Annotated in this window: 12 protein-coding genes; 8 read left to right on the forward strand and 4 right to left on the reverse strand. The window is 44.9% G+C overall.

Annotation, left to right across the window (positions count from 1 at the left end; translation table 11 throughout):
• The first annotated feature begins 27 nt into the window (after positions 1-27).
• From atpD to BTO09_RS06960, 3 genes are all read left to right on the forward strand, one after another.
• Positions 28-1533, forward strand: a complete 1506-nt coding sequence (gene atpD, locus BTO09_RS06950) for a F0F1 ATP synthase subunit beta (protein ID WP_087525511.1) — start codon at positions 28-30, stop codon at positions 1531-1533.
• Between the two features lie 18 nt (positions 1534-1551).
• Positions 1552-1830, forward strand: a complete 279-nt coding sequence (locus BTO09_RS06955; RefSeq protein ID WP_087524085.1) for a F0F1 ATP synthase subunit epsilon — start codon at positions 1552-1554, stop codon at positions 1828-1830.
• Positions 1831-2029: 199 nt separating this feature from the next.
• Positions 2030-2965, forward strand: a complete 936-nt coding sequence (locus BTO09_RS06960; RefSeq protein ID WP_087524086.1) for a hypothetical protein — start codon at positions 2030-2032, stop codon at positions 2963-2965.
• A gap of 53 nt (positions 2966-3018) precedes the next feature.
• Here the strand turns inward: BTO09_RS06960 and BTO09_RS06965 are convergent, their stop codons facing one another.
• Genes BTO09_RS06965 through BTO09_RS06975 form a run of 3 tightly spaced genes read right to left on the reverse strand, consistent with a single transcriptional unit; the run spans position 3019 to position 6846 of the window.
• Entirely contained in the window at positions 3019-3753 is a 735-nt protein-coding gene (locus tag BTO09_RS06965) for an MIP/aquaporin family protein (RefSeq protein ID WP_087524087.1), read from the reverse strand.
• A gap of 20 nt (positions 3754-3773) precedes the next feature.
• Positions 3774-5267 carry a glycerol kinase GlpK gene (gene glpK, locus BTO09_RS06970; RefSeq protein WP_087524088.1) on the reverse strand — a complete coding sequence of 498 codons (1494 nt, stop codon included), beginning with the start codon at positions 5265-5267 and terminating at the stop codon, positions 3774-3776.
• Between the two features lie 10 nt (positions 5268-5277).
• Entirely contained in the window at positions 5278-6846 is a 1569-nt protein-coding gene (locus BTO09_RS06975; RefSeq protein ID WP_087524089.1) for a glycerol-3-phosphate dehydrogenase/oxidase, read from the reverse strand.
• Positions 6847-7002: 156 nt separating this feature from the next.
• Between BTO09_RS06975 and BTO09_RS06980 the strand changes: the two genes are divergently transcribed.
• The 3 genes from BTO09_RS06980 to bioA are packed head-to-tail and all read left to right on the forward strand — an operon-like array spanning position 7003 to position 10060.
• Positions 7003-8142, forward strand: a complete 1140-nt coding sequence (locus BTO09_RS06980; protein WP_369826908.1) for an aminotransferase class I/II-fold pyridoxal phosphate-dependent enzyme — start codon at positions 7003-7005, stop codon at positions 8140-8142.
• A gap of 35 nt (positions 8143-8177) precedes the next feature.
• Complete coding sequence (gene bioD, locus BTO09_RS06985) at positions 8178-8792, forward strand: dethiobiotin synthase (RefSeq protein WP_087524091.1); 615 nt, start codon at positions 8178-8180, stop codon at positions 8790-8792.
• Positions 8789-10060, forward strand: a complete 1272-nt coding sequence (gene bioA, locus BTO09_RS06990; protein WP_087524092.1) for an adenosylmethionine--8-amino-7-oxononanoate transaminase — start codon at positions 8789-8791, stop codon at positions 10058-10060. Before bioD ends, bioA begins: the two co-directional genes overlap by 4 nt.
• On the opposite strand, the gene BTO09_RS06995 is transcribed toward bioA, so the two are convergent.
• Complete coding sequence (locus tag BTO09_RS06995; protein ID WP_087524093.1) at positions 10040-10483, reverse strand: cytochrome c oxidase assembly factor Coa1 family protein; 444 nt, start codon at positions 10481-10483, stop codon at positions 10040-10042. The genes bioA and BTO09_RS06995 overlap by 21 nt on opposite strands.
• A gap of 62 nt (positions 10484-10545) precedes the next feature.
• Here BTO09_RS06995 and BTO09_RS07000 point away from each other — a divergent pair, with 62 nt between their 5' ends.
• Positions 10546-11694, forward strand: coding sequence for a beta-ketoacyl synthase N-terminal-like domain-containing protein (locus tag BTO09_RS07000; RefSeq protein ID WP_087524094.1), 1149 nt, complete (start codon positions 10546-10548; stop codon positions 11692-11694).
• Between the two features lie 113 nt (positions 11695-11807).
• Positions 11808-12878 (forward strand): biotin synthase BioB, encoded by a 1071-nt coding sequence (bioB, locus tag BTO09_RS07005; RefSeq protein WP_087524095.1) that lies wholly within the window; start codon positions 11808-11810, stop codon positions 12876-12878.
• Positions 12879-12903 lie beyond the last annotated feature (25 nt).

The raw sequence follows: 12903 nt of genomic DNA on the forward strand, positions 1-12903 counted from the left end.
CTAAATGAAGAAATTAAATCCGAACAAATGTCAGACGTTTCAGGTAAAGTTGTACAAATTATCGGACCTGTTGTAGACGTAGAGTTTACAAGTGGTCAGGAGCTTCCACAAATCTACGATTCTCTAGAAGTTGCCTTAGGTGGAGGAACCTTAGTACTTGAGGTTCAATCGCATATCGGTGAGAACACAGTTCGCACCATCTCTATGGATTCTACAGACGGTTTGAGCCGCGGTGTAGATGCTAAAGTAACCGGGCAGCCAATCCAGATGCCAATCGGAGAAGATGTTTACGGACGTCTTTTCAACGTAATTGGAGATGCTATCGACGGAATTGGAAACCTTCCTAAAACAGGAGACAACGGACTTCCTATTCACCGCGAAGCACCAAAATTCGAAGATCTTTCTACTTCTACAGAGGTGCTATTTACCGGGATCAAAGTAATCGACCTTATTGAGCCTTACGCAAAAGGTGGTAAGATCGGACTTTTCGGTGGAGCTGGTGTAGGTAAAACAGTATTGATCCAGGAATTGATCAACAACATCGCAAAAGGACACGGTGGACTTTCAGTATTTGCCGGTGTAGGTGAGCGTACTCGTGAAGGGAATGACTTGCTTCGTGAGATGTTGGAATCTGGAATTATCAAATACGGTGACGACTTCTTGCACTCTATGGAAGAAGGCGGATGGGATCTTTCTAAGGTAGACAAACAAGCCATGAAAGAATCTAAAGCGACATTTGTATTCGGACAGATGAACGAACCTCCAGGAGCTCGTGCTCGTGTAGCACTTTCTGGATTGACTATTGCTGAGTACTTTCGTGATGGTGCCGGAGACGGACAAGGTAAAGACGTACTGTTCTTCGTAGATAACATCTTCCGTTTTACACAAGCGGGTTCTGAGGTATCTGCACTTCTAGGACGTATGCCTTCTGCGGTAGGTTACCAACCAACTTTGGCAACAGAGATGGGTGCTATGCAGGAGCGTATTACTTCTACCAAGAAAGGATCTATTACTTCTGTACAGGCGGTTTATGTACCTGCGGATGACCTTACTGACCCTGCTCCAGCGACAACTTTCGCTCACTTGGATGCAACTACAGTATTGTCTCGTAAAATTGCTGAGCTAGGTATCTACCCTGCGGTGGATCCACTAGATTCTACTTCTCGTATCCTTACTGCTGACATATTAGGAGACGAGCACTACAACTGTGCGCAACGGGTAAAAGAGTTGCTACAGCGTTACAAAGAACTTCAAGATATCATCGCGATTCTTGGTATGGAAGAACTTTCTGAAGAGGATAAAATGGCCGTAGGACGTGCACGTCGTGTACAGCGTTTCTTATCTCAGCCTTTCCACGTAGCAGAGCAGTTTACCGGTATCCCAGGAGTACTTGTAGATATCAAAGAAACTATCAAAGGATTTAACATGATTATGGACGGTGAGCTAGATCACCTACCAGAAGCGGCATTCAACTTGAAAGGTTCAATCGAAGAAGCCATTGAAGCCGGAGAGAAAATGTTAGCCGAAGCTTAATCACCAAATAATTAAAAGATGCATTTAGAAATCGTAACTCCAGAAGCAACACTATTTAGCGGCGAGGTAAACTCTGTAGCTGTACCTGGTGTTGAAGGAGAATTCCAAATGCTGAACAATCACGCAGCCACTGTTTCTTTACTTGGTCCTGGAACCGTTAAGGTTTGGGGCGATGTAAAGTTAGACGAAGACGTAGCCGATAAATTTACCCAAGGTAAAGACGGCATCACTCGCTTAGAGATCACTTCAGGAACTGTAGAGATGAGCGACAACAAAGTGATTGTCTTGGCAGATTAAGTGCTTATAACTTTATAACAAGAAAGCCTTTCCCTTATGGAGAGGCTTTTTTTATGCCTTAAATATTCGAAAAACAGGGGAAAACCCCCTTTTCTAAGGAATTCTAAAGTTCGAATTTTAAGGACTGTTCAGCTCAGAAGTATCTGGACAACGATTCTCACAACCAAACATGTCTATTCTTAGACTTAAATCCTTAGGAATGAAAAAACTACTCATTGCAATTGCGGCTATCGGATTAGCAGCATGCAGCGCAGACAATTCAGAAGAAATTCAACTACAGACCACAACGGCAGATAGAGTTGCAGCGATCATGGATTTGGAACCAGATCCTGAATTTGACAATTCTAACAGCGGACTATTTAAAGGAATCATTGCCAGCTATGACCTAAAGACCAAAGGAACGTTGGCAATAAACACCACCGAAAAAGGCGGTTTGGTAGCAGCGGCGAGATTACACAAGGTAAACGATGGGCTTGAGCGAGACGTCTATTTCGAAGGCGTTCAAGACGTGTCAGACCCGGAGCGTTTCTATTTTATTGGAGACCGCGGTTCTTTCAGCATCGTATTGAACAACGAGAAACGCCTAGTGGTAGAGCATTTTGATTTTGACGGCACCGATTCTTATGTGGTAGCCTATAAGCGCTCTCGCGGAGGTGATGTTTCTCTGGCCATGGGTACTTTCGATGACGATTATGCAACCCCTGGCGGCTTTGAAGGCAACTGGGATGCAATTCATCGCGGAGCTGTTTATACGTCTCCAGCAGGAGAGCACTCTACCTTTGCTACAGATCTTCTTATTGTGGATGAGATCGTGATCACTCAAGGGTCGAACATGTACATTAATCAAGATGGAGCACAAACGAATGACTCATTTACCGAAACCTGTTTTTACAACGAGACATTTCCGCATGTCTGGTTCTACGATACCGCCGGTTATCGTGAATTTATTGGCTACAATCAAACAACCACCTTTGCAACAAGGGTAGCTACTTGGTCTTTAGCTTATTATTTCTTTGGAGGGGAATTCATTTACGATACGCCTGCTTGTGGAACTTCAGAAGCAGCTGGTTACGGTACTTTCAGTTGGGATGGAAACAACGGTCGCTTGCGAGTTGATACATTATCAGACCTATAATCGAACTTAACTGAGATAAGAAAGCCTTTCCATATCGGAAAGGCTTTTTTTGTTTATTGCATCGTTAAGTACAACAAGGCTGCAATAGCACCCCCAATTAACGGACCCACAACAGGAATCCAAGCATAGTTCCAACCAGAATCGGTCTTTCCTTTTAGCGGTAAAATAGCATGCATAATCCGCGGTCCGAGATCTCTTGCCGGATTGATAGCATAACCAGTTGGTCCTCCTAAACTAATACCGACTGCCCATACTATAAAGGCTACAGGAATTGCTCCTAAAGATCCCAGTCCAATAATGCCTTCTTGTTCTCCAACAGAAAGCTCTGGTCCTACAATGTAAAAGACAGAGAACACCAAAACGAAGGTACCTAAGATCTCTGTCATCAGGTTTCTAAAGTTGTTGGCAATGGCTGGAGTATTACAAAAAGTGGCGCGAATTCCTAAGGCATCATCCGTAGCGTCATAATGATCTTTATGGGTTATCCAAAGGGCAAGCATCGCTGCCATAGCTCCAATGAATTGCGCCCCGATATACATCGGAACCTGCGACCATTCAAACAATCCAGCAATAGCTAGAGAAATGGTCACGGCAGGATTGATATGGGCCCCGCTGTATGGTCCTGCAATAAGAACTGCGACATAGACTGCCATGGCCCAACCTGTTGTGATTACGATCCAACCGGAATTATTTCCTTTGGTTCCTTTGAGTACCACATTACAGACCACTCCATTTCCCAATACCATTAAAATGAAGGTGCCCACAATTTCTGCTATAAAAGGAGTCATTTTTTATATTCTTTAGTTGTTTATTCTATCCAATTTGCTGCGCGTTTCACCGCTTTATGCCAAGTGCTGAGATACTCTTCTACTTGAGCCCGATCCATTTCTGGCTCAAAGCTGCGGTCTATTTTCCACTGTGACTTCAAGGAGTCCAGATCTGGCCAAAACTCAACAGCCAGGCCAGCTAGATACGCTGCCCCTAGCGCAGTGATCTCTAATAACTTTGGTCTTACTACTGGAAATCCGAAGATATCTGATTGAAACTGCATGAGTAAATTATTCGCTGTAGCACCGCCGTCTACTCGTAATTCTGCGCCGGCCACTCCAGAATCGGCTTCCATGGCTTTTACAATATCGTATACCTGGTAAGCAATACCTTCTAGCGTTGCTCTGGCAATATGCGCCTGCGTGCTCCCTCGCGTTAGTCCGACTATAGCGCCTCTTGCGTAAGGGTCCCAATGTGGTGCTCCAAGTCCGGTCAATGCAGGCACAAAATAAACGCCTCCATTGTCTGTCACACTGCTGGCCAAAGCTTCAACTTCTTTGGCATCGTCTATTAGTTTTAATCCGTCTCGGATCCATTGCACAGCAGCACCTCCTACAAAAATACTACCCTCTAAGGCGTAGGCCACCTGATCATCGATCTGCCAGGCTATGGTTGTAAGTAGGTTGTTTTTAGAATAAACAGGCTTATCGCCGGTATTCATCAGCAAGAAACAACCCGTACCGTAAGTATTTTTCACCATCCCTTTCTCGGTACAGAGCTGACCAAAGAGAGCGGCTTGTTGGTCTCCGGCTATACCGGCAATAGGAACAGTTCCGCCAAGTATTTCACTAGCGGTTACTCCGTAGACCTCGCTGCTGGATTTTACCTGAGGCAAGACCGTTTTTGGAATGTTAAGCAGTTGCAACAGCTCTTTATCCCAGTCTAAAGTGTGAATATTAAACAGCATGGTACGGCTGGCATTGCTCACATCGGTAACAAAGCTCTTACCATTTGTGAGTTTCCAGATCAGCCAAGTGTCTATAGTTCCAAAGCAAAGATTGCCCTGTTTTGCTTTTTCTCTCGCACCTTCTACATTGTCCAAGATCCACTTCAGTTTGGTCCCAGAAAAGTAGGCATCGATGATCAGCCCGGTCTTTTCCTTGATATTCTCAATATGTCCATCTGCTTTGAGCTGGTCGCAATACTTTGCTGTTCGGCGATCTTGCCAAACAATGGCATTGTAGATCGGCACTCCGGTTTCTCTGTCCCAAACCACAGTAGTTTCGCGTTGGTTGGTAATACCTATGGCTGCAACGGCTTCGGAGGTGACCTGAGCCGATTTGAAGGCCTGACGTACAGCGTAGAGCTGAGACTCCCAGATCTCCATCGGATCGTGTTCTACCCAGCCTGGCTGAGGAAATATCTGTTCAAAGTCCCTTTGACCAACTCCAGCATTTGTACCGCTGTGGTCAAACAGAATAGCACGTGAAGAGGTAGTTCCTTGATCTAACGATAGTATGTACTTTTTACTCATAAATCTGTTATTAATCCAGCATATATTGTGCGGCCAGATTGTTAAAGTTTTTAAGCTGTTGGTCTTGCCAAGACTGATCCTTGTTTAGTTCCGCAGCAAGTAAATTAGCAACTACTGGAGCTGCATCTACTGCAGCTCTAGCATCTAAAAATAATAATCTCACCCGTCTTGCCAGAACGTCCTCTACGGTTCTAGCCATTTCTTCTCTGGCGCTCCACACTACTTGTCCCTGGGTAAAAGGATAGTCTGGATGAATTTTTTCTGCGTATTCGGCTTTACTCGATTCAAAGTCTAAATAGGTCTCTAGCAGACTGCCGTACATCTGTAAATGAGGCAGACCAGACTCTTTTTGCTCGCTAATGTTTCCTTTAATAGGCAAGGATTTTGTGACAGAGACCGCGGGTTTGAAATTGTAGTCCTTAATTATAGTATCTACAACATCTTCTGCCATTTTTCTGTATGTGGTCCATTTGCCGCCAACAATACTCACCACCCCTTGTTCGCTTAGAATTTTATGGCTTCTGGAAACTTCTTTAGTGTTGGTTTCATCTTTTTTAGGTTTAGCCAATGGTCGAAGACCGACAAAAACAGATCGTACTTCATGGCGCTCCGGCGCTCTTGTCAAGTAAGCTCCTATGGTCTCAAGTATGAATTCGATCTCCGATTCCAAGGCCACCGGTTCTATCTTCGGTTTTTTGATCAGGGTGTCTGTTGTTCCAGCCAAGACCTTACCGTTCCATGGGATGATAAAAAGCACGCGTCCGTCGGAAGTCTTAGGGATCATTAAGGCTGTATCGCTCTGCAAGAATTCGCGGTCTAGAACCAAATGCACACCTTGACTCGGAACTACGGTCTTTTTATGATTAGGGTCTTTGAGTTTTAGCACTTTGTCTGTAAAGATCCCTGCAGCATTGACCACTACTTTGGATCTTACGGTATACACCTGCTCAGTTTCCATGTCCTTGACTTCGATACCTGCTGCGGAGCCGTCTTCATTGCTTAATAATCCAACCACTCGCATATGGTTCATAACCAAGGCTCCTTGTTCTGCGGCGGTTTGAGCCAAATTAACAGCCAACCTAGCATCGTCGAACTGTCCGTCAAAGTAAGAAACACCTTTGTGTAGGCCATCACGCTTTAAGGTTGGCAAGGCCTTGATAGTCTTTTGTTTGGATATCAATTGTGATTTACCTAGGCTGAACTTGGTGGCCAGTAGGTCGTAAAGCTTTAATCCAATCGTATAATAATAACCGCCCCACCAACTGTAATTCGGAATGATGAATTCTTGTCTTTTGAACAAGTGTTTGGCATTTTGCTCTAAAAGCCCGCGCTCTCTCAGGGCTTCTTTCACCATTTTTACATCTCCCTGCTGCAAGTACCGAACCCCACCATGAACTAGCTTGGTACTCTTACTCGATGTGCCTTTGGCAAAGTCATACCATTCGAACAAGGCCGTTTTATAGCCGCGACTCGCCGCATCAACAGCAATACCTAAACCGCTAGCACCACCACCTACTATTATAATGTCAAAAGGTTCTTGCTCGGCCAAACGAGCGAGTTGAGATTCTCGGGTATTCAATTGTTGGATTGTTGTTCTTGTTTAAAAATACCAAATAAAAAGAGCAATTTAAAGTACAATGCTGGGAATCAGGTTAAATTATCATTAGGAATCATTTGAGCGCCAACTCGTGACGCACTAAATTGTTTGAGCCGGTAAAATCTCTGTATTTTTGTGATGATGAAGCAGCTTCCGGATAAATTGGCAAAACGCTTAGAGCAACGCTTGCAAAATAATGCCTTGCGCAAATTAAGTGTTTACGATCCGACCTTCGACTTTTCTTCTAACGACTATTTAGGATTGGCTGCTGCGGAGTTTAACTCAGGAAATAAATCACAGAAGTTCCAAGGAGCTGGCGGCTCTCGTTTACTCACAGGGAATCACAAGGCTTATGAGGTATTGGAAACACAAATTTGCAGTTTCCATCAGTCGCAGGCGGCATTGGTCTTTAATAGCGGTTATGCTGCAAATCTAGGCCTCTTGGGAGCTATTGGGCAGCGCAGGGATCATATTTTTTACGATGCATTGGCCCATGCTTCTATTAGAGATGGCTTACAGCTTAGCAATGCCAAGAGTCTAAAGTATCGCCATAACGATTTGACGCACTTAGAAGAATTGTTAGAAAGGCACAAAGAGTCTACGGGCACCTTATATGTAGTTACAGAGTCTGTTTTTTCTATGGATGGAGACAGTCCGGATCTAGAAGCCTTGGTCAACTTGTCTGAACGTTATGGGGCCTACTTAATAGTTGATGAGGCGCATGCACTAGGTGTGATAGGAGAGCGCGGCCATGGACTTGTACAGGCTTTGCAAATGCAAGACCGAGTATTTGCAAGAATCGTGACCTTTGGGAAAGCCCTTGGATACCATGGTGCTGCGGTGCTTGGCTCAGAAGCCTTAAAGACCTATTTAGTGAATTTTGCACGTTCACTTATCTACACTACAGCTTTAGCCCAAGACATGGTCTATTCCTTGGCAGATCGGTATACTTGGTTGTCTAAATCTACCGAAGCTCTTAAGGAGATAGAAAAATTACATCGTAATATAGCATTATTACGATTATATACGGAAAAATATGGAGTAGACAAACACTTCATTGCATCAGATAGCGCAATCCATTCGGTAATAATCCCTGGAAATGACCGTGTAAAAACCTTGAGCGCCAGTTTAAATGAAGCAGGTTTTGGTGTACTGCCTATTCTAGCGCCAACTGTTCCCCAAGGAGTAGAACGTCTGCGGATATGTCTACACAGTTACAATGAATCTGATAGTATTGAAGGTCTTGTGGAGCGCATTGCGAGCTTTCTGAAAGATTGATTCAATTTCTCTAAGACCTTGCGTATTTTTGCACTATGCAATTATTTGTCACCGGAATAGGAACAGACGTTGGGAAGACCGTAGTGGCGGCTATCCTCACCGAAGCACTTCAAGCCGATTATTGGAAACCCGTTCAAGCCGGAGATCTGGAGAATTCAGATACGCATAAAGTTAGGCGACTGATCAGCAATGATAAAACGGTCTTTCATCCATCGGCCTATGCCTTGCAAATCCCAATGAGTCCGCATGCCGCTGCAGCGATCGATGGGGTAGAGATCGGGCTAGATAAGATCAAACGCCCTAAGACAGACAATCATTTGGTCATTGAAGGTGCTGGCGGCTTGTTGGTTCCTTTGAATAATAGCGATACCGTTCTCGACATTGCCCAGCCCAACGATCATATAATTTTGGTTTCCCGTCACTATTTGGGAAGTATCAATCACAGCTTGTTGAGCATAGCCTTGCTCAAGGCTCGAGGATTTGAAAACATCAGTCTTGTTTTCTCCGGAGATGAACATCCTACTACAGAGAACATCATCACAACCATGCATCCTGATGTACCTGTATTAGGACGTATAGATCAAGAACCTTACTTCGATAAGAACGTGGTCAAGGCCTACGCGGACGATTTTAAATCCAAGCTGCTATGAGTTTGTCCGATAGAGATTCCAAACATCTTTGGCACCCGCTAACTCAGCATAAACTTGCTGGGCCGGCTTTTCCGATAACTCGGGCCAGTGGTATTTACCTTTGGGATGAAGCTGGGAATTCCTATATCGACGCTATTTCGAGTTGGTATATCAGTATGTACGGCCATTGTAATCCGATGATTACTTCTGCCGTTGCCGAACAAATGCTGCGGATGGATCAGATAGTATTCAGTGGCTTTACGCACGAGCCTGCTATAGCAATGTCAGAAAAGCTCATGGCCTTGCTGCCTGAAAATCAACAGAAGGTTTTCCTTTCTGATAATGGCTCTACCAGTATCGAGGTTGCCGTGAAAATGGCCTTACAATATCACTTTAATCGCGCTGAAAAGCGCGATCTCTTAATGGCCTTTGAAAACGGCTTTCATGGCGATACCTTCGGAGCTATGTCTGTTTCAGGTTTAGATGTATACAACGGACCTTTTAGCGATTTTTCTTTGGAGGTCAAGCGGATAACCCCTCCCAATGGATCCAACAACGAGCAGGTTTTAGAAGACCTTAAGAAGTATTTGGCAACTGGACGTGTCGCAGCTTTTGTGTTTGAGCCATTGGTTCAAGGTGCTGCTGCTATGCAACTCAACGATGCAGCCGGTTTGTCTTCCATGATCGCGGCTTGTCATGCCGCAGGGACTCTTTGTATTGCCGATGAAGTCATGACCGGTTTCGGAAAAACAGGGACACATTTTGCCAGTGAACAGCTTAGCGAACTTCCTGATATTATCTGCTTGAGCAAGGCTCTAACCGCCGGGCTTTTGCCTATGGGACTCACTACCTGTACGCAAGCGGTTTACGATGCGTTTTACAGCGATCAGTTAGCGGATGGGTTCTTTCACGGGCATACCTACTCTGCAAATCCTTTGGCGTGCGCTGCTGCCATTGCCGCCATGGACTTGCTTGTATCCGAAGAGATCCAACAGAATATCCAAAAGATCATTGATTCCCATCGGGAATTCGATGCCGAGATAAAAATACATGATGCAGTGGCCTCCACCAGACAATGTGGTGTGATCTATGCCATCGATCTTAAAAAAGATATACCGCGTTACGGTAAAGAGCGCGACGCCATTTTACAATTCTTTATGGATCGAGGGGTGTATTTAAGGCCGCTTGGCAACACTATCTATATAGTTCCTCCGTTTGTGATCCAACAAGAGGAATTGCAGAAGATTTATGAAGTTCTTAGGGAGGCCTTAGTCGCTTTCGGTGCTTAGTAATCGGTTGTTGATCAGATCGTATTCCTGCTCGGAACCAGAAACTCTAAAACGGATGTATTTATAGGTCCACTCATCGCCAGATTTATCGCCCCAAACCAGTATTTCTCCGCTGTTCTTTGGTCCTTTTACGGGGATCTTTAGATCTGCTGTGCCTTGGTTACCCGAATAATTGATATTCCCTTGAGCCATACCTGACTCTTCTATAGGCTCACCCAATTGTTCTATGACCCACTCGCTTTCTTGAGCTTTTGTTAAGGCGGTCTGATAGGGCTTCGACTCTTTAAAAAGTGCCGATACTCCGGTGACCAATGAAACGACAAAAACTACAATTAAAACAAGCACGACTAAGCAACCTCCTGTTGGGAGTGCCCATTTCCAATTGCGTTGCCACCAATTTTTCTGAGGTAATACTTCATCCATAGTTTCTGATGCTTCAAATGAACTTTTAAAGGCCTATTTTTGCAGAAATTTACAAAATTTTGATGGACCACATAAGCATTTTAGGAATGTCTTCCGTGTCTGCATTGGGCAGCAGTTCTGCAGTTGTTTGGGAAAATTACCGTGCTGGTCAAGCTTTGTTTTCTAATGCAACAACACCATCTGGTCCTGTTGCTGTTGCTCGTTTATCGCAGCAGCTTGAGCAGGAGGTAGAACAGCTGGCTCAACAAAATCCCAATTACAAGCGACTGGACAGGACAGCCTTGTTGGCCATATTAGCAGCTAGAGGGTCTATGGAGGGTACGCAGCCCGAGGGAAAATGGGGAGTTAATATCGGATCATCGCGTGGGGCTACCGGACTTTTTGAGAAATATCATCAAGATTTTATAAAGCGCGGGGAAGCCCATACACTATCTTCTCCCACTACCACCTTGGGGAATGTTTCTACCTGGGTGGCTCAAGATCTTCAGCTTCCGGCAATGAGCTTGGGACATTCTGTGACCTGTGCCTCTGCGATGCATGCTGTACTGAATGGAATTGCTTGGTTGCGATCTGGTATGGTTCAGGCAATGCTGGTTGGAGGGACTGAGGCTCCACTAACTCCGTTTACCATTGCTCAAATGCAAGCCCTAAATCTTTATTCAAAAAATACAGACGGCTTTTCCTGCCGTGCCTTGGATCTCAATAAAACGGCCAACACTATGGTTTTGGGTGAGGCGGCTGCAACAGCTGTTCTAGTTTTAGGAGACCATCCGCAGGCGCAAGGACATATTTGTGGTTATGGCTGGGGTACAGAAACCTTAGATCATCATACTTCTTTAAGTAAACAAGCTGATTGCTTTCAAGATTCCATGAAAATGGCATTAACCGCAGCAGGATTAGAAAGTGTAGATGCTGTTGTGATGCACGCTCCTGGGACCATCTTGGGCGATAAGGCGGAATACCGAGCATTACAGGAAGTTTTTGGTTCTGGCTTACCTTTTTTAGTATCGAACAAGCACCTTATTGGCCACACCTTAGGGACCTCCGGCATGCTAAGTCTGGAACTTGCCATGCTAATGCTACAACAGCAAGATTGTCCTGTAAATCCATTCTTAGAACAAGCAATAGAAAAGCCTCAGCAGTTCAAGACCGTAATGATCAACGCGGTTGGATTTGGCGGAAACGCCGTGAGTCTTATTGTATGTAAATAAGCCGTGAAAAACTCAGGCTTTGAACCGCAATTTATCTGCATACGAATCTTATATTTGCATATCTAACCCAGGCTTCGGCAACCAAATTTTAACGGAGCGAGAATAGCGAAACTATGCGACACGACTGGACCCGAGAAGAGATCATGGAAATTTACAACACGCCACTAATGGAGTTGCTTTATCGCGCTGCAACAGTGCATCGCGAGCATCACGATCCGAACACGGTACAAGTCTCTACGCTCTTATCTATTAAGACAGGTGGATGTCCGGAAGACTGTGGTTACTGCCCACAAGCGGCACGATATCATACCGATATTGAAGGTAATGATCTAATGACCGTGCAACACGTAAAAGCTCAGGCTTTGCGTGCAAAGGCATCGGGGAGTTCACGAGTGTGTATGGGAGCCGCCTGGAGAAACGTAAAGGATGGTCCAGAGTTCGATCAGGTCTTGGAAATGGTTCGTACCATCAACAAACTCGATATGGAAGTTTGCTGTACCCTAGGTATGGTGACCGAAAATCAAGCCAAGCGTCTGGCAGAAGCTGGTTTGTATGCCTATAATCACAATTTGGATACCTCAGAGGACTATTACAAAGATGTGATCTCTACGCGCGCTTATCAAGACCGTTTAGATACCATCTCTAATGTTCGTAAGACCAATGTAACGGTTTGTAGCGGCGGTATCATTGGAATGGGAGAGAACCTGGAAGATAGAGCGGGAATGTTGGTGGCCTTGGCTACGCTAGATCCGCAGCCAGAATCAGTACCTATCAACGCTTTGGTAGCCGTAGAGGGGACTCCGATGGAAGACATTGAGCCGATCTCTATCTGGGAGATGATCCGCATGGTAGCCACCACGCGCATTGTGATGCCAAAAACGCAGGTGCGCTTGTCAGCAGGTCGCACAGAGATGAGTAGAGAAGGTCAAGCAATGTGTTTCTTTGCAGGAGCAAATTCCATCTTTGCAGGAGATAAACTATTGACCACGCCAAACCCTGACGTGAACCAGGACATGGAAATGTTTAAAATGCTAGGGCTCACTCCGCAGAAAGCATTTGTAAAGAAAGCACAACCAGAAACCGTTGAGGCAGAAGACTCTGCATACAATCCCTTAGGTGAAAAACCGAAATGGACGCGACCTGGGCATAAAATTGCCCGTAATGAAGCGGCGCGAAAGAAGTAAACTTCACTACTTTTTTTAATATAAA

It is taken from the genome of Gilvibacter sp. SZ-19 (genome assembly GCF_002163875.1).
Classification (GTDB): Bacteria; Bacteroidota; Bacteroidia; order Flavobacteriales; family Flavobacteriaceae; genus Gilvibacter.